Origin of the sequence: Chitinophaga vietnamensis, assembly GCF_902167635.1 — a bacterium.
GTDB lineage: Bacteria > Bacteroidota > Bacteroidia > Chitinophagales > Chitinophagaceae > Chitinophaga > Chitinophaga vietnamensis.
In genome coordinates this window covers 348,935-367,884 of the sequence record NZ_CABHMS010000004.1, presented here as the reverse complement: position 1 = coordinate 367,884, position 18,950 = coordinate 348,935, and the positions used below count along the sequence as shown (strand labels likewise).

General features: G+C 50.8%; 12 protein-coding genes. 8 read left to right on the top strand and 4 right to left on the bottom strand.

Going from position 1 to position 18,950, the window contains the following annotated elements; genetic code table 11:
- Positions 1-76: 76 nt before the first annotated feature.
- Positions 77-3,283, bottom strand: coding sequence for a TonB-dependent receptor (locus FPG75_RS12675; RefSeq protein ID WP_143307228.1), 3,207 nt, complete (start codon positions 3,281-3,283; stop codon positions 77-79).
- 132 nt (positions 3,284-3,415) lie between these two features.
- On the opposite strand from FPG75_RS12675, the gene FPG75_RS12670 reads away from it, so the two are divergent.
- Complete coding sequence (locus FPG75_RS12670; protein WP_143307227.1) at positions 3,416-4,162, top strand: alpha/beta fold hydrolase; 747 nt, start codon at positions 3,416-3,418, stop codon at positions 4,160-4,162.
- A gap of 98 nt (positions 4,163-4,260) precedes the next feature.
- Here the strand turns inward: FPG75_RS12670 and FPG75_RS12665 are convergent, their stop codons facing one another.
- Both FPG75_RS12665 and FPG75_RS12660 read right to left on the bottom strand, forming a co-directional pair.
- The gene (locus FPG75_RS12665; RefSeq protein ID WP_143307226.1) at positions 4,261-5,616 is read right to left on the bottom strand and encodes a RagB/SusD family nutrient uptake outer membrane protein; all 1,356 of its coding nucleotides are present in this window, start codon (positions 5,614-5,616) and stop codon (positions 4,261-4,263) included.
- A 33-nt stretch (positions 5,617-5,649) separates the two neighbouring features.
- A complete protein-coding gene (locus tag FPG75_RS12660; RefSeq protein ID WP_143307225.1) occupies positions 5,650-8,679 on the bottom strand; it encodes a SusC/RagA family TonB-linked outer membrane protein in 3,030 nt (1,009 codons plus the stop codon).
- A 272-nt stretch (positions 8,680-8,951) separates the two neighbouring features.
- On the opposite strand from FPG75_RS12660, the gene FPG75_RS12655 reads away from it, so the two are divergent.
- Positions 8,952-9,635 (top strand): response regulator transcription factor, encoded by a 684-nt coding sequence (locus tag FPG75_RS12655; protein ID WP_143307224.1) that lies wholly within the window; start codon positions 8,952-8,954, stop codon positions 9,633-9,635.
- A 19-nt stretch (positions 9,636-9,654) separates the two neighbouring features.
- On the top strand, positions 9,655-10,362 hold the full coding sequence (locus FPG75_RS12650) for an MgtC/SapB family protein (protein ID WP_143307223.1): 708 nt from the start codon (positions 9,655-9,657) through the stop codon (positions 10,360-10,362).
- 80 nt (positions 10,363-10,442) lie between these two features.
- Here FPG75_RS12650 and FPG75_RS12645 read toward each other — a convergent pair whose 3' ends face one another.
- On the bottom strand, positions 10,443-11,021 hold the full coding sequence (locus FPG75_RS12645; RefSeq protein ID WP_143307222.1) for a hypothetical protein: 579 nt from the start codon (positions 11,019-11,021) through the stop codon (positions 10,443-10,445).
- Positions 11,022-11,094: 73 nt separating this feature from the next.
- Between FPG75_RS12645 and FPG75_RS12640 the strand changes: the two genes are divergently transcribed.
- The 5 genes from FPG75_RS12640 to FPG75_RS12620 all read left to right on the top strand — a co-directional run bounded on the left by FPG75_RS12640 (position 11,095) and on the right by FPG75_RS12620 (position 18,950).
- Positions 11,095-12,033 (top strand): helix-turn-helix domain-containing protein, encoded by a 939-nt coding sequence (locus tag FPG75_RS12640; protein WP_143307221.1) that lies wholly within the window; start codon positions 11,095-11,097, stop codon positions 12,031-12,033.
- Between the two features lie 85 nt (positions 12,034-12,118).
- The gene (locus FPG75_RS12635) at positions 12,119-13,360 is read left to right on the top strand and encodes an MFS transporter (RefSeq protein WP_143307220.1); all 1,242 of its coding nucleotides are present in this window, start codon (positions 12,119-12,121) and stop codon (positions 13,358-13,360) included.
- A 168-nt stretch (positions 13,361-13,528) separates the two neighbouring features.
- On the top strand, positions 13,529-14,263 hold the full coding sequence (locus FPG75_RS12630) for an ImuA family protein (RefSeq protein ID WP_143307219.1): 735 nt from the start codon (positions 13,529-13,531) through the stop codon (positions 14,261-14,263).
- 2 nt (positions 14,264-14,265) lie between these two features.
- Positions 14,266-15,765, top strand: coding sequence for a Y-family DNA polymerase (locus FPG75_RS12625; RefSeq protein ID WP_143307218.1), 1,500 nt, complete (start codon positions 14,266-14,268; stop codon positions 15,763-15,765).
- A 17-nt stretch (positions 15,766-15,782) separates the two neighbouring features.
- Positions 15,783-18,950 carry an error-prone DNA polymerase gene (locus tag FPG75_RS12620; protein WP_143307217.1) on the top strand — a complete coding sequence of 1,056 codons (3,168 nt, stop codon included), beginning with the start codon at positions 15,783-15,785 and terminating at the stop codon, positions 18,948-18,950.

Sequence of the window (18,950 nt, the reverse complement as noted above, 5' to 3'; positions counted from 1 at the left end):
GGGCTGGAACCTCGTTGATCTTCGCGTTAAATCAGGAGAATCTTATAAATCCGTTTAATCCTGGTCTACGTTTTCATCAGAATATAAACCGCAATCCTAACTGCGTTTGCCAGCGGCTTGGCAGGTCAGGACTGGCGATGAAGGTCCGTTTCCGGGAAGGATCGAATTGATAGGTGGGCACGCCGTTGGTTACGCTGGTAACGGTGATCGGCTGGAAATAGCCTGAATTGCTGGCGTATTTGCGCACGCCCCAGTTGCTGTTGATCAGGTTACCGAGGTTCACGATATCAAGACTTACCTGTACCGTGCGAACTTTGTCGCCGCTTTTGAAATTGAAGTCTTGCAGGATGCGCATATCCACCTGGCTGAACCAGGGATTTACGCCGGCATATTTTTCTGTGTACATGCCACGACGGCCACGCAGGTAGTGATCCTGTTCGATGAATGCTTTGTAGGCAGCCTTTTGCGCGGCAGCGTTCTGGACTACGCCATTCACATCGGTGAGCGGCGCGAATTGCATTTTATCGATCTCGCTGTTTTTAGGTACATACAAGAGGTCGTTGGTAGCGGTGCCGTCGTTGTTGATATCTCCGGCATATACGTATGCGAAGCGGTTGCCGCTGCTCCAGTTGCCGAAGAGCGAAACGGTGGTAGCATATTTACCTTTTCCGTAGTTGAACTTCTTGCTGGCAGCCACTACGAAGCGGTGAGTGTTGCCATAGAGCGAAGGCGTGTTCCGGGCTTCGTTGGCGTTGTTGAGAACAGGATTGCGATCAAAGGCATCACCGCTGATCTCGGCAGAAATAGAGCTGGCATCATGCGCCACGAGGTAGTTGTAGGCGCCATATACGAAGAGGTTATTGGCAAATGTTTTCTGTACGCTGAAGCTGATATTAAACTGATCGCCGACATTGGTGTTCGTAAAAATATAGGCGTTGGTGTTACCCTGGTCTGTACTTTTATAAACAGCACGGGTATCGCCGATGCCGCTGTTCAGCGATCCGGTGGGAGTGCCGAGTTTATAGTTTCTCACCATCATCGCGTTCACATCTTTTGAATAGGCTACATCTACGCTGAAGATGGTGCCCAGCCCGGTTCTGATATCGGCGCCCACATTGGTACGCCATATCTGCGGCCATTTAAAATTGCGGTCGGTGGCGCAATAGAAGCCTGAGGTAGGGTTGCCGATCTGGTTACCGATCCATACAAAGGGGAAACGGCCGGTGAACAGGCCGGTACCGCCTCTCAGCTGTAAACTTTTATCTGCCTTCACATCCCAGTTAAAACCGAGTCTTGGCGAGAACAGGGGTTTGGAAGATGGTAAACGGGTATTATCCAGTTGTTTCCCTTGCCCGTTCTTCACGGGTTCGCCATGTTCATCGAAGAGCGTGAGGTCATCGTTGTTGGGGATGGTGGGAGATGTTTTTTTGCCATCGGGTGTCTGGAAAGAGGAATTCATATAGAGCGGGATATCCATGCGCAGGCCAAAGGTGACGCGCAGGTTATCGGTCGCTTTCCATTCATCCTGCACATAGGTAGATAGTTGCGCTACGGTGATGTAATACCAGTTCCATTTGTCGGCCGCGCCGGCGGCCCTGGCGGCGGCTACGTCTACATCCAGCGGGTAGGCGCCGAAAACATATTTGCCGCTGGCAGGCACGCTGTCTTTGAACGTTTGTATATCCGCATCACTGAAGAGCGCCGGGCCGTAGCCGGTGAGGTTGAAAGAGTTGGCGAACTTGAAAGACTCATAGGAGCCGCCCACCGTGATCGTATGTTTGGGCAGGATGATGTTGAAATTATCTGTTACCTGGAAAGCATCCTGGTTCAGACGGTTGTTGATGGAAAACGGTTCATGGCCCGCCACGATGTACATGGTACCATACTTGGTGATGTTAAGTACCGGGAAAGGCGCAGAGAAAGGATTTCGTTTATCCTTGAACGTTGTATACACCGCTCTCAGCTTATTGGCGTAATGATTGCCGAAAGTGGATTTCAGTTCTGCGCCGAAAGACTGCAATTTATTTTCAATCTCATACCCTGAGTTCCTGAACTGTAAAGTCTGGTAGTCGGGGCCACGATCGCGGATGGCATTGGGATGCGCCGGTTTCTCTTTTGTGGCCTGCAAGCCATTGTAGGTAAACGACAGGCTATGATTATTGTTGATCACCCAATCCAGTTTGGCCAGCCATTTATAGTTTTTTTGTTTGAGATTAAAGCCTTGATACGGGCCGGTTTCGTACCCGAACTTGGAACGCAGGATATCGCTAACGGCGATCAGGTCTGATTCCAGTACGCGGGAAGTATTGCTGTTGCCGCCATTGGTAGCGGTGCGGGCGACGTAGCTGCTGGCGGCATCTTCCCTTTGTTCTGTTTCAAAATTGGCAAAGTAGAAGAGCTTATTTTTCACGATGGCGCCGCCCAGGGAAAAGCCCGCCTGTAGCTGCGTGAGGTTGGGTACTACTATTTTGTCGCCGTCTACTTTTTTGCCGGTCATGCCCTGGTTACGGTAGAAGCCATATACGGTACCGCCGAAAGTATTGGTGCCCGACTTGGTAACGGTGTTAACGCCGGCGCCGGTGAAGCCCGCCTGTGTTACATCATAGGGGGCGATGTTCACCTGTATCTGATCGATGGCATCCAGTGAAATCGGCTGTGCGCCTGTTTGTCCGCCGGGCGTGGGCGCATCCAGTCCGAAGGGATTATTGAATACGGCGCCATCCAGCGAATAGTTATTGTATTGCCCATTACGGCCGGCAAAGGAAGTACCGTTGATGGTAGCAGAAGCAGAGGGCGTGAGGCGCGTGAAATCATCTGCGGAGCGGGAGATGGTGGGCAGCTGTCGCAATTGCCGCGAGCCGATATTGGTAGAAGCGCCGGTACGCTGGTTGTCGAAGATTTTAGAACGGCCGGCGGTAACGGTAACGGTCGACAAATTACCGGAGCTGGGTTCCATTCGTATATCCAGCGCCGTATTTTGTCCGAGCTCCAGGAAGATGTTTTCTTCCGATTTGTCCATAAAGCCTACGAAGGTGGCCGTTACCCGGTAAGGGCCGCCCACACGGAGGTTCGGCACCTGGAAAGAGCCATTGTTTTGTGTAACGATGTACTTGCTGATACCTGCTTCCCTGAACTCAATCTTGACAGTAGCACCTGCGAGAGGTTTCCCTTCTTTGCTCCGCACAGTACCGCTCAATGTGGCGGTAGTTACCTGGGCGTGAACAAACAGGTTTATCAATAGATACAAAAGGGTTAGGCATCCGATACGAAGTGAATGTTTCATAGCGGGTGTAGATTTTGGTTATCGATGAATATATTATTTTTTTATGATTTCCGCTGATTAATTTTTATGAGACAGGTAAAAGAAATTGTTTTCCGATATTCGTCAACACACACCGACATTTTAATTAGCATCATGGAGAACATATATATTTTCAGACAGGGAGAAGATGCGAACCGGCCTACGATCGTATTCCTGCACGACAGTCTGGGCTGTGCGGAGCTATGGCGGGACTTTCCACAAGCGCTCGGCGAGCGGGCGCAATGCAATGTGCTGGTATATGACCGGCAGGGCTATGGCCGCTCTGCTCCTTTCCTTACTGCGCAGCGCGACAATAACTACCTGGAAGCCGAGGCCGATATCCTCGCTGAAATACTGACTGCCTGCGGGTTGAACAAAGCCATTTTATTCGGCCATAGCGATGGCGGCTCTATCGCCTTGATCGCAGCAGCGAAATATCCCTCACTGGTGACGGCCGTGATCACCGAAGGCGCGCACATCTTCGTGGAAGATATTACCCTCAATGGTATACGCGATGCCGTGATGACCTATCACAACACCAATCTGAAAGAGCGCCTGCAAAAGTATCATGGCAACAAAACCGCCGCCGTGTTCCACATGTGGGTAGATACCTGGCTTACACAAACTTTCCGCTCCTGGAACATTGAACATTTTCTGCCACAGATACAATGCCCCGTACTGGCGATACAGGGCGAGCGCGATGAATTTGGTACGATAGCGCAGGTGAACGGCATCATGCGGCAAACAGCCGGAAAAGCCCAATCCCTCATCATTCCGGGCATCGGGCATACGCCGCACAAAGATGCAAAAGAGACGGTGCTGGCGCAAACAGCCGCCTTTATCAGCTGTGCGGCCAAATAAATTTCTGTCAGCAAAAACGAAGTGCAATAAGGCCCGGCAGCAGGACTGCTGCGGGCCTTTCTCTTTACCGTTTCACTATGTATGCAAGGAAATAAAAACTATTTTCCCCAGTTGGTTTCTGCGAGTGGTCGTGGCATTGCCTCGAAGATGGTTTGTCCTGGCTGATCTATGGGCAGTTGCTTCAATCTTCCATATCTTCTCATATCAATCCAGCGATGGCCTTCATAAAAAAGTGAATAGCGGCGCTGCTTTAATAACTCGTCAATGAGCGCATCTTTAGTGACGGCGCCATGATAGGCAGGCAAGTGGCCGGCGCCCTGCCGGATCACGTCCAGCGCGGATTTCGCTTGTGAGAGCTGACCTGTTTGTATCATGCATTCTGCATAGATCAGGATCAGCTCTTCATTGCGTATAACAGATACCGGTGCAAGATTGGATGGATAGAGATTAACATCGTAAGCGCCGGAAACGCCTACCAGGTTGGCCGCTGCGCTGCGGCGCGCCACTTTCGAGAGGCGCGCATCGCCTGGCTCTGCCTCGGCTACGAAAGCATTATTGGCAACTACGGTCACAGCGTTGTTCAGCGGTTGATACATCGGGTTTAACATATCTGGTGAAAGGCCCCAATTGAATACCGGCCCGGCGTTTAAGTCGCCATGAAGATCGAAGTAAGACGCATTGAGATCATTCAGCGCCCGTTGCCATTGCTGCTGGTAGATGGCTACCCGCGCGGCTATCGCGCGATTGAACTTCAGGAAAGATGCCGGCGCATCAAAGCCGGCGAAACCCGGTGGTGTGTTGAACATAAAAGCAGCGCCTGCAACCTGCAATTGCGCAGCGGCGGTATCCAGCAAGCCGCTGATCACAGCCAGGCTGCTGTCGTAAGACACAAATGGGCCGGGATTCAGGTAATCTTTCAGATCTACCCGTATGCCGTTCTTACCCTGCATATTCAATATGTGCAGCATTTCGAAGGCGATGATCGTATTGCTGAAGCCTTGAATACCTGATTTTTCCGCTGCATTCACCGCATTCGTATTCAATGCCGCCTGCTGGAATATGGCCGCTGTTTGCCGCGCATTGCTGAATGAAAAATAATAGCCATTGTAAAATGCGCCGGGATCGAGCACGCCGTTCTGTCCGGCCAGCTCATTCACCCAGCGGGTTTCTGACTGGTTGATCACATACACTTCCCGACCTAATGTGCCGGCCACTTTACAATAGGACTCATAACTGCTGGTGCCATTACCGGGGTTGGTGTTGTAGCCGGTTCTCATGGCGGAGAAAGTGCCGGTGGCCAATTGCTTCAGCTGGTCGCGCGTGGCGTTTACCTGTACGCCGGACAGTTCCGCACCATTCGGATTTTTTATTTCGGATGTATTGGTAATACCGTTGCAGGCCGCCATGAGCAAGGATACCAATGCGATGGTGGCGATATTTTTTTGCTGTAACATGTTCACGGAATTAGAGATGATAAATATTTTTACTTACAGTTCCACGCCGAGATGGAATACGATCCGTTTGGTATAAGGCGCACTCACGATATCATAGTTGCTGCCTACCGATGTTTGGCCAAAGGCAGATACTTCCGGGTCATAGCCGGTGTACTTCGTGATGGTGAACAGGTTGTTGGCGCTGATACCAAAGTTGAGCCCTTTGATGTGATGGCCGAAAAGTCTTTCCAGCTGGTGTTGATCGAAAATATATTTCAATGCTACTTCGCGCAGTTTGATGTAACTGGCATCTTCAATGAAATAAGCAGCAGTGAGACCTTGTTGTCTCGCGAGGCCCGTAGGCAGCGGGCCGCCGGGGATCTTGTTACCGGAAGCATCAACATTGGTGGGTACCATCCAGTCGGGGCTCTGCCCGCCCTGGTCCAGCTGGAAGCGGGTGAAGTTGCTCACATAGCTCTTGTAGTTCCAGTGCAGCAGGAAGGAGAGTTCAAAGTTCTTTGCAAACTCGATCTTGTTGTAGCTGGTGAGCTGGAACTTCGGTTGTGCATCGCCATAAACGGTGGGCGAGCCATCCGGCCTTACCGGCGTACCTACAAAGGCAGTGGGCGACTGACCCGTTCTCAATTCATTGAAGCCGTATAATGCGCCAAGATTGGGGCCTGCGGCAGATGGCGGGATTACAAGACGGGTGATCTTGCTCCTGTTAAACCAGTAGTTGAAGGTAGAATTCCATTTAATAGCATGCGTATTTACCGGCATGAAGCCGAGAGATACTTCCAGCCCTTTGTTCTGCAGATCGCCAATCGGATAACCGGTGATACTGGCATACCCGGTGGAAGGCGCCAGCACAAAGGGTTGCAACAGGTTGCGTACTTTCTTGTCGTAGAGCGTTACTTCCAGTGTGACCCGGTTGTTCCAGAAGCCCAGGTCTGCGCCGTATTCCATCTCGCTGGCGATCTCGTATTTGATTTTATTATTGCCGATAGTAACAGGAGCGGCGATGCCAAGCGTGTTCTGGTAAACGACCGGGTTCAACTGACTGAAATTGCTGCCAAATGCAGCGGGGCCACCGGTTTCGCCATAGGCGACCCTCAGTTTGGCCTGGTTGATGAAGGGCATGCGCCACCAGCTGAATTTCGCCAGATTGGCAGCCAGCGCGGCTTTCGGGAAAGGGTAAAAAGTATTGTAGTTTGCATTCGTGGTATTTTTATCCACACGGATAGCGGCAGTAGCAATGATCTTGTCATCCCAGTTCATTTCATGCTGCAGAAACGCGCCCGCATTCTGTATCTGCTGGAAATAGCTGTAGGTGGAGCGTATCACGGCATTGTTGGGATTTGTCTGTCCATCTACCATCCCCTCTCCCTGCACCGCGTTGATGTTCAGTTGTTGATTAAAACGAACGAGGCCCGCGGAAGTTTTATTGATGAAGCGGCCCGAAGTGAGGGTGCTCACCAAAGCCAGCTGGAAATTGGTGTTGATATTACGGTTGTTGGTAAACCTGGCAGCGCCGGGATAACCGCTGATCGCATTCTGCTGTGATTGCGCATCTGCCGGCGCGTAAAGCTGCGCCTCGGTGAGCAGGTAATCCATACCGCCCTGGAAGCTGGCTTTCAGCTGGTAGCGCGGCTTTTCAATGAAGGTATAGTTAGTGAGGAACGATTCGATCAGGCGGTTAGTGGTTTCTTTATTGATGAATGCATCCAGCACATGAAAAGGATTTTCGGCGTAGTACGGATTTACAGGATATCTCCCGTCCGGCAGCCGGTGTATCTGCGCATAGGATGGCAGCGAGGTAAGGTTGGTTCCGATATTCACGCCATTGTTATCATTATTTTCCCAACCGCGCTGCGTAACGTTGTTGATAAATACTGAATTCAGTTGCAGGTTCCAGCGCTCGTTGATACGATGGTTAAGATTCGCCCGCAGGGTGGCCCGTTGAAAGCCGGTATTTTTAGTAAGACCATTTTCATTGTTATAACCACCGGAGAGGTAGAACCTTGTCTTTTCTGATCCGCCTGAAATGCCCAGCTGGCTGTAGGTTCCGAGTACAGTATGGCCATAGATCTCTTTGGGATAATTGTAGATGTGGCCGGCATCGCGGGCAGATTTCCACGCAGCGATCTCGCTGTTTTGTTGTGCGGTATCAGCGTAGAAAGCGCGTATCTTGGCTTCGTCCCAGCTGCCATAGGGCAGGAATTTAGTGGCGGAGATGGCAGCGATATCCTGAGAGAAAGTAACCCTGGTAGGACCGGCAGTTCCCTTCTTCGTATTAATGATCACTACGCCGGCATTGGCCAATGTGCCGTAGATGGCCGCTGCGCTGGAACCTTTGAGAATCTCTACTGAGGCAACATCAGCAGCGTTGATATCTGCCAGCCTGTTAGCGAGGTTATCCTGCCCTTTGGAAATGCTGTTGGAACCGTTGAATGTGTTGCTGCCACGGCCTGCATCGAAGCTGGCATCGTTGATGATCACACCATCGAGGATAAATAAAGGCTGCGAGCTGCCCGTGATAGAAGAGATACCTCTGAGCTGCATGGAGATGCCGCCGCCGGGCGCCCCGCTCATCTGCGTAATGGTGGCTCCCACTACCTTTCCACTCAGCGCGCCATCCAGTGTAGACGGTACCGTGGTGCCGGTAAGTCTGGCCGCAGGGATAGATACCACCGCATTGGCTGCATTGCTCTTTTTGATGCTGGACGCCAATCCCGTTGTTACTACGATCTCCGATAATTGTGAAGCGGTGCTTTCCATTACGATATCATGGCGGGAGGCGTTCCCGGCTTTCACCTGTTTATATTGATAACCTATCAGGCTGAACAACAGTACATCGCTGCCCTTGGCTACATTGATTCTGTAATAACCGGCGGTATCTGTGGTGGTGCCTTTATGCGTGCCTGCCACAGCAATGCTCACTCCCGGCAAAGGCTCTCCTGTATTGTTTTTCACTGTTCCGGAGATCATGATTTGCGCGTGGGCAGACAGGATGCCTGTCATGAATAGCAGGCATGCGAGGAACCATTTGCGCGCTTCGCTTCTTTTTGTAAATGTTTTCAGCATAACATTTTGTTTGATCTGTTTGTATATTCTTTTCCTTTGGGCATGCGAGGTCCTGCCGGTGTCCGGATGTATGCTACGTATATACGTTTACGTTATATACCTTCAGGATTTTTTTGTTGTGCGTCGCAAAGGTAAACTGGCGTGATAGAAAAGTCGCTTAAAGGACGAACAGAAAATAATTAGAAAAAACTTAACGCATCTTCCGCTGCTTCTAAGAAAAATCTAATGGGCTACACTGTAAGGCCTGCCTATCTTTGCGGCAATGAAACCATATGAAAATTCTGGTTGTTGAAGATGAAAAAAGAATTGCAGACCTGATCCGCAAAGGCCTTACAGAAGAGGGCTACAACGTGTTGCAGGCATTTGATGGCGAGTCGGCTTACGAGCTGGCACTCAGCTCGAAGCCGGATATGGCGGTGTTGGATATTATGCTACCCGCGATGGATGGCATCGCGCTGTGCAAGACATTGAAGCAACTCGATCCGGAACTGCCGGTATTAATACTTACCGCATTGGGCGAAACAGGCACCAAGCTGGAGGGCTTCGAAGCCGGCGCCAGCGACTATCTCGTGAAGCCCTTCGACTTCCGGGAGTTACTGGCGCGCCTGCGCATCCTGGCACGCCGGAAAAGTGCGGCGAATATTTACAAAGGAGGATTTGTATTACAGATAGAAGACCTCGAACTGAATCTCTACACTAAAGCAGTAACACGCGCCGGACAAGCGATCAGTCTTACCCGGAAGGAATTTTCCTTACTGGAATTTATGATGAGAAATCCGAACCGTGTGCTTACCAGAACAGAGATCGCAGATCGTGTGTGGAATACGACCGACTGGAAAACGAATTTCATTGATGTTTATGTAAATAATTTGCGCAGGAAGATTGACCGGGATTTTAAGCCCAGGTTGATCTATACGAGGACAGGAATGGGTTTTATGTTGCAAACAGGTATTTAAATTTTAACAGGAAGAGACCATGCTTTCACCATTAACATTTGCCGCCAGACTGGGCATTGCTTTTATCCTGGGTGCTGTGATAGGAATGGAGCGCCAATACCGCCAGCGTATGGCCGGCCTCAGAACCAATATGCTGGTGGCATTGGGCGCCAGCATGTTTGTGGGGATCAGCATGCATTTATCGCCGGAAGCGGCCGGGCGCGTTACGTCGTACGTGGTGAGCGGCATAGGCTTTCTGGGAGCGGGTGTGATCATGAAAGATGGCCTCAATGTAAAAGGGCTGAACACTGCCGCCACACTCTGGTGCTCCGCCGCCGTGGGCGCTGCCTGTGGGCTGGGGCTACTGGCCGAAGCATGTATCGGGGCGGTATTCATCTTAGGCACACACCTGCTGATGCGCCCACTGGGCGTACGTTTGGGTAATCTGCCTATCAACAGGAAACTGTCTGCACAAATCGGTTATATACTGGTGATCAAATGTAAGCAGCAGGTAGAAAATCACCTGCGTGTACTGCTCCTGCAAGCTGCCAATGCCGACCACAAACTGTTGCTACGCTCGCTGAGAAGCAGCGACAACGGCGATCCCGCCAATGCGATCATCACTGCGGAAATACTGTCCAATGGCAATGAAGACAGCAACATGGAAAAGATGGCGGCACGCCTTACAATAGAACAGGATGTTACGGAAGTAAGCTGGAACAGGATGGCGAGTGAGTATGATCTTTAATTCAGGAATGATTTTATCTACAATGAAAATTTCAACTTTCCTGTCACATCTTCTCCTCTATTTTTTCTCCTTATAACAAATCACCGCTTCTTCCCCTTCCCTACCGCTATCACTTTCGGTTTACCATTGCTATCCATCGGCTCTGTTAAAAAAACGCCATTCACTTTTTTGTCTGTGGCTTCGGTAAGTTCCGCATCATAAGTGAGTTTGCCTTTCTTTATTTCGTAGAAGCGGGAAGCAACGTAGTACATTGAGTCGTGCGAGGGATAGGCGGGAGTTTGCTCGCTGCCGCCAAATTCCAGGTTGCCGTCGTGGTCCCAGTCTTTAACATCGGAGCTGATGGCCGTCAGGATGGAGTCGGCATGCGAGTTTTCCACATTGAAGACGCAGAGTTTATTTTTATTGGGACGGTCATTTATTTCCAGGAAGAGGAATACCGATCTGCCATCTTCGATCAGGCGGTTACGTTTGCTGCTGTAGTTGATGCTGTCCCGGCTGAAGGTGAAGGTTTTCTTGCCATTCACAAAAATATTACCCTGATATACGGTGATCATCTGTTGCAGACTGCTGGTGTAATGGAGTTCACGTTCTTTCTTTTGCTGTGCCATAGCGGGTTGGCAGCAGATCAGGGCGAGGCATAGTTTAAACAGGTGTTTCATTATTGCGCTTTTATTGGTAAATCTAATAAAATTCTAAATTCCCGTACCTTTGAATTATATAAGGGATAAAGTTATGACAGACAAACTCATTCCTACAGAATCGCTGGCAGAATTCTACAAACGTACCGGGCAGGACATTCCTCCTGAACTGCGCCATACATCAGGCAATCCACATTTCAATGTGCGGGAAAGCCTTTCTGTTGTACGCCAGACGGCCTTCAACCGCCGCGATTATTTCAAGATATGCCTGAGCGATATAAAAAAGGGCGGCGGCGTCCTGCTGTATAACGACCAGGAAATACCACTGGATCAAAGCTGCCTGATCCTCTCCAACCCTGCCGTACCTGCTTCTATAGAAATCAAAGTGCCGTTCTATCGTTCTTATTGCCTGTTCAACACTCCTTTTATAGAAGGATGTATTCCGCGGGATGTGCAACAGGCCTGTCCCTTATTCAATCCTTCCCTGATGCCGGTGATACCGCTTACCAAGGAAGAAAAAAAACGTTTGCAGACATACTTCACGCAGATGCAGGCGCTGCAAGCCACAGACTATCCTTTCAAATGGGATATGATCCGCAACCTGTTGCAGCTGCTGATCCATGAAGGGATCCGTTTGCAGCAAAGCCGCCAGGAGCCGGCCTTCATAGTGCGCGACCGGCTGATGAATGATTTCTTTGCCCTGCTGAACCAGGAGTTCCCGGTAGATTCGCCAGAGGTGCCTTTGAAATTATTAACACCTGCCCTGTTTGCCAGTCAGCTGCACGTGCATGTAAACCATCTGAACAGTGTTGTAAAAAAGCACACCAATAAAACTACCCGCGAAATCATTCACGAACGGGTGATCACCGAAGCCAAAACATTGCTGCGCAATACCAGCTGGAACATCTCGGAAATCGCCTATGCATTGGGTTTTGAATATCCTTCTCATTTCAATAAATACTTCAAACAATTCACCGGCCGCACCCCGCTGGAATTTCGCAGCGGAAAAAAATTGACGACCGCCCGTATTTGATTTGTATAATCATCCCTTTGAATCGTGTAATTGCCATAGTTACCCTCCTTCCTAATTTTACATCGCTAATTCAAAAGCAAAAATTATGAGAAGGATTAAAGCATCAAGAACGGGCTGGAATACCATAATGGCACTTAGCGTTATCCCTTTGTCGGGCTTTGCCATGGATATATTCATTCCATCGTTACCAGATATGGCAGTACAATTGCACACTTCGCCTGCCGCTATTCAATTAACACTTTCATTGTTCATCGTCAGCTATGGTATTTCGCAGCTGGTGGTGGGCGGGCTGATCGACCGCTACGGGCGCTACATTCCCAACATGGCGTCTATGCTGGTGTTCAGTATCGCCAGCTTTATCATTGCCTCTTCCTCCAACCTGCAGGTGATCTATGCCATGCGTATTGTGCAGGGTTTTACGGTGGCAGTGATCGCGATCAGCAAGCGCGCTTATTTCATCGATCTTTATGAAGGGGAAGCGCTGAAGAAATACACCAGCCTGTTTTCGGTGATCTGGTCTATTGCGCCGATCGTAGCGCCTTTTCTCGGCGGATTCTTCCAAACCACCTGGGGCTGGTCGTCCAACTTCATGTTCCTCGGTTATTTCGGGCTGGCATTCTTTCTCATTGAAGCAGCCATTGGCGGCGAATCTATGAAAGCGGCACAGCCATTCAGTGTGCGCACTATGGCACAAACGTATCGCACCATGCTCAGCACACCCGACTTCACAGCGGGTATTGTAGTACTCGGACTTTCCTACGGCATGGTATTGCTATATGGCATGTGCAGTCCGTTCCTGATCGAGCGGCAATTACATTTCTCTGCAGCAGTGACCGGCTATTGTTCATTATTCTCCGGTGTGTCAGTGATGATCGGCGGATCAGTATCGAGGATGCTGGTGAGCAAACCATTTTCAAAAAAGATGATACTGGCCAATGTTATACAGTTGCTGGCTGTGGCCATTATGATCCCGCTCACGATGTACTATCATAATTTATTCACGCTGTTAGTATATGTGTTCCTTTTGCACAGCACTGCCGGGTTCATCTTCAACAACCTGATGTCGTATTGCCTGATCCGCTTTCCGCAATATGCCGGTAAGTCCAGCGGTCTCACTGGTGGCGGATTTGCGGTGATCACTTCTATTCTCAGCTCTTCCATGGTAAAAACTATTTCTATTACCAGTCAGCCGGCGCTGGGTTTAACTTACGGTATCATTGCAGCTATTGCTATTGTGTTCCTTGCCAGGACAAAATGGAAAGGCGCAACACCAGTAGCCCACAAAGAAGTAGAAGAAGAAGTACCTGTTATGCAGGCAGCAATGTGAGGGGAATTTAGGGATGTGAGAATGTGAGGATTTGAGAATGTGAGAATGTGAGAATTTGATGGAAACTTCAGGTCCGCCATAAATTCTCACATTCTCACATTCTTACATCAAAAATTTTTATTGGAATGCTAAAAATATTAGTATTTTTACCAAAAATTTTAGCGTAAATTGCCCACTGAAAGAGCAGATATCATCGCACAGCTGCAAAGGGATATCCTTCTGTTACAAGGGCTCAAACCAACATTATACAATGCTGCGGTGGATGTAGGGCTTGGGCCGGTGAGAGAAGCATTTGCAGATGGGATATTTCCCACAGGCGCTGTACATGAATTACTGAGTGCAGATGCGGAGCATGCCGCGGCCACTACAGGTTTCATCAGCAGCATATTGGGAGGTCTTATGCAGGATGGCCGTGCTGTGATCTGGATCAGTACTGCGCGAAAGATATTTCCGCCAGCGCTCAAGAGCTTCGGCATTGAGCCGGACCGCATCATTTTCATTGATACTGCCAACGATAAAGAGTCGCTTTGGGTAATGGAAGAAGCACTCAAATGTGAAGGCCTCGCAGCTGTGGTGGGCGAGATAAAAGACGTGAGCTTCACGCATTCCAGGCGTTTGCAGCTGGCGGTGGAAAAAAGCAGGGTAACAGGTTTCATTCACCGTCATCAGCCACGTACGGTTAATACAACAACCTGTGTATCCCGCTGGCTGGTGTCACCACTCGCCAGCGGTCCGGAAGAGCTATTACCCGGCGTAGGGTTTCCCCGCTGGAATATAGTACTGCAAAGGATCCGCGGCGGCAAGCCCGGATCATGGCAAGTAGAATGGTCTGATGGAAAATTACAATCCATTCACCACCGCATGGCTACCGTACCACAGCGGCCCATGCGTAAAATCAGCTAGGCATGCCACGGCGCTATGTATCCATATGGTTCTGTCACCTGCTGACGGACTGGCAAACACGCCGGCAGCCTGCGCTGAAACAATTGCCTTTCGTATTTGCAGCGCCGGATCATGGCCGCATGAAAGTAACGGCAGCCAACAAAGCAGCACAACAGCAAGGTATCGATACCGGCGCCACCATAGCGGATGCCAAAGCGCTTGTACCTGCATTACAAGTGCTGGATGATATCCCCGGCCAGGAAGAAAAATTGCTCACCGCACTGGGCCACTGGTGTATCCGTTATACGCCTGTTGTTGCGATCGATCCGCCAGCAGGGCTCCTGCTCGATGCCAGCGGATGTGCGCACCTGTGGGGCGGCGAGCTGCCCTATCTCAAAGATATCGTTACACGCCTGCGTAACTTCGGCTACGATGTTCGTATAGGCATGGCCGATAGTATCGGCGCCGCATGGGCAATAGCACGCTACCGGCCGCAGCTGCCAGTAGTGCCTTCCGGCGAACAAACAGCAGCGTTGTTACCGCTGCCGCCCACGGCGCTCCGGCTGGAGCCCTCCATAGTGGAGCGTTTGCAGAAACTCGGGCTACATCAGGTGAATGATTTTATCCACCTGCCACGCAGCGCATTGCGCCGCCGTTTCGGCGCCGCGTTGTTACAAAGGCTGCATCAGGCCATGGGCACGGCTGCAGAAGCCATCATTCCGCTGGAACCTCCCCTGCCTTACCAGGAGCGGCTACCCAGCCTGGAACCGATCAAAACTGCCACCGGTATAACTATTGCGCTGCAACAGTTGCTGGATACGCTTTGCCAGCGCCTCGAACGCGAAAGCAATGGCCTCCGCAGCGCTACTTTCAAGTGCTACCGCGTGGATGATAAAACTACCACGATCTCCATCGGTACCAACCGCGCTTCGCACAATGCGGCACACCTCTTCAAATTGTTTGAGCTGAAAATAGCACAGGTAGCGCCAGGCCCCGGCATCGAACTGTTTGTTTTGGAAGCGCCCAAAGTAGAGGCTGTAACGCCCGCCCAGGAAGCGTTGTGGGCTAAGAACGGTGGATTGGAAAACAAGGCTGTTGCGGAACTGCTGGACCGGATCACCAACAAAACAGGCAAAGGCACTGTTCACCGTTACCTTCCCGATCAGCATCACTGGCCGGAAAGGTCCATCAAAAGCGCAGTTACTTTCAGCGAACAGCCGGAGATCGAATGGCGGACAGACAAACCAAGGCCCTTGTGGCTCCTGCCGGAACCCGCGCCAATACAGGTAGCGGCGCCGATACCGGATTATCCGCCCATGCTGTTCATCTATCGCGGGCAACTGCACCGCCTCAAAAAAGCGGATGGCCCGGAACGTATCGAACGGGAATGGTGGCTGGAAACAGGCGAGCATCGCGACTACTACAACGTAGAAGATGAAGAGGGCCGCCGCTACTGGATTTTCAGGCTCGGGCATTATGATATGGAACAACAACAGTGGTTTATCCACGGCTTTTTTTCGTGAAGTTTGAAACGGCGAGTATGCATTATACAGAACTACAGGTAACCACCAACTTCAGTTTCCTGCGTGGCGCCTCCCATCCGGACGAACTGGTAGAACAGGCTGCCAGCTTCGGTTACAAGGAGATCGCGATCACCGACCGCAACAGCGTGGCCGGCATCGTGAGAGGCCATGTGGCTGCCAAAGAAAGAAACATGCGCATCATCCCGGGATGCCGTCTCGACCTGGTAGATGGCGCCAGTATGCTCGCATACCCTACCTGCCAGGAGGCCTATGGCAGGTTATCTGCGCTCCTCACAAAGGGAAACCTGCGCACGAAAAAGGGGCAATGCCATCTTTATAAAACAGATGTATACGAACATGCAAAGGGGCTGCTGTTCATCGCCATCCCGCCCGCCTCGCTGAACAGCCAGTTCGATTACGACGATACTTTCAAGCAAGTGATAGCCGAATATAAAGAGGCCTTGGGATCACAACTTTATCTCGCCGTAACAAGAGGATACCAGGGCGATGATTTCAAAAAGATGTTCCGTTTGTCACAATTAGGCAACAGGCTGAACATCCCGCTGGTGGCCACCAACGACGTGCACTATCATATACCGGAACGCAGGCAGTTGCAGGATGTGCTCACCTGCATCCGGGAGAAATGCACCATCTATACCGCAGGCTACCGCCTATACGAAAATGCGGAAAGATATCTTAAAGATCCTAAAGAAATGGAACGCCTCTTCCGCCAGTATCCCGATGCGATCCGCCGCACGCAGGAGATAGCTGAAGCATGTCAGTTTTCGCTGGATTCGCTCCAATACGTTTATCCGGAAGAGCTGACCAGCGAAGGGCGCACGCCGCAGGAAGAGCTGACCCACCTCACCTGGCTCGGCGCGAGAGAGCATTTCGGTGAGGAGATACCGGAGAAGATCACAACAGACATCAACTATGAATTGAAGTTCATAGAAGAAATGAATTATGCATCCTATTTTCTCACGGTACATGATATTGTGCGCTTTGCGAGGTCGCAGCGTATACTCTGCCAGGGGCGCGGGTCTGCGGCTAATTCGGTGGTCTGTTTCTGCCTGGGCATCACCGCAGTAAATCCCACCAAGTTCGATCTGCTCTTTGAACGCTTTCTCTCTTCTGCCCGTAATGAACCACCTGATATTGATGTGGATTTTGAACATGAAAGACGGGAAGAAGTGATACAATACATCTATGATAAATATGGGCGGGACCGTGCGGCGATCGTGGCTACCGTTACGCAACAGCGGCATAAGGGCGCCATCCGTGATGTAGGAAAGGCCATGGGCCTCTCTGTAGATATGGTTGGCCGGCTGTCTGATTCCATCTGGGAATTTACAGATGAGTGGTTTGATGGCCGGCATGTTTCCCATCAGGGTTTCAGTCCTGATGATCCGCACCTGCGCAAAGTGCTGGAGCTAACGGAGCAACTGATCTCCTTTCCGAGGCAGCTGGGGCAGCATACCGGCGGCTTCGTGATCACACAGGGCAAGCTCACGGACCTCTGCCCGATACTCAATGCACGCATGGAAGACCGTACCAACATCGAGTGGAACAAAGATGATATCGAAGCGCTGGGATTCCTGAAGATAGATGTATTGGCACTGGGCATGCTCACCTGCATCCGCAAAGCGTTTGACCTCCTGAAAGATCACTACGGTAAGGAATACACGCTGGCGAATGTGCCGCAAGATGATCCGGCGGTATATGAGATGATCAGCCATGCAGATACGATCGGCGTTTTCCAGATCGAAAGCAGGGCGCAACAATCCATGCTGCCGCGGTTGAGGCCCAAGGACTTTTATGATCTTGTGATAGAAGTGGCAATTGTAAGGCCCGGGCCTATTCAGGGCGGGATGGTGCATCCTTATTTGCGTAGACGCAAAGAGGAAGAAAAAGTAGAATACCCTTCCGAGGAGTTGAGAGAAATATTGAAGAAAACCCTGGGCGTGCCGCTCTTTCAGGAGCAAGCGATGAAGATCGCTATTGTAGGCGCAGGCTTCACGCCCACTGAAGCAGATGCGCTTCGCCGCAGTATGGCTACTTTCAAAAGCGGCGGCCAGGTGAGCCGTTTTGAGAAAAAGCTCATCGATGGCATGGTAGCAAAAGGCTATGAAGAGGCGTATGCAAAGCGCATCTTCAAACAGCTGGAAGGCTTTGGCAGCTATGGTTTCCCGGAATCGCATGCCGCCAGCTTTGCCGTACTGGTATACATCTCTTCCTGGATCAAATGCCACTACCCCGATGTTTTTGCCTGTGCCTTATTGAACAGTATGCCCATGGGATTTTATCAACCCGCACAGATCGTGATCGATGCGCGTAAACACCAGGTAACTGTAAGGCCGGTAGATGTGAATCATTCCTGTTGGGATAATACCCTGGAAAAGATCGATGAAACGCAACATGCACTACGCCTGGGATTCAGGCAGGTGAAGGGTTTGAAGGAGGATGATATACTGCCGCTTATCCACGCCAGGCAGGCGCACTATGCCACTGTTCATGCACTCCGCGATGCCGGCGTACCGCAAACGGCGATGGAAAAACTCGCCGACGCAGATGCTTTCCGGTCCATGGGGCTCGACCGCCGCCGCGCACTCTGGGAAGTATCGGCACTACATGACCGTCCCACTGGTATGTTCACCGGGCAAGCCTCTGAAAGTGCCGCCGAGCCGGCCATCCAGCTGCCCGAGATGATGGAATCAGAACATGTGATCCAGGATTACAGCACCACCTCCCTCTCCCTGAAGGCGCACCCCGTCAGCTTTGTACGCGATCAGCTGCAACGGTTGCAGGTGCGCACTACCCAGGAACTGGAACAAATGAATGATGGCGATTTTGTAAGAGTGGCCGGCCTCGTATTGGTACGGCAAAGGCCCGGCACCGCCAGCGGTATCTGTTTTATTACCATCGAAGATGAAACAGGATGCAGTAACCTGGTTGTTTTCAAGCAACTCTTCGACCTTTTTCACAAAGAGATCGTGCAATCAAAGCTACTCATGGTAGAAGGCAAATTGCAACGCGAAGGAGAAGTGATACACGTAGTGGTAGAGCATTGTTATAACTTCTCAAAGCTGCTGCGCCACCTGCTTCCTGCGAAAAAGGCTGTGGAAGCGGATGAGAACAATGTGCCGGGACAAGGCAGGATTTTTCACGAGGGAAGGAATTTTAAGTAG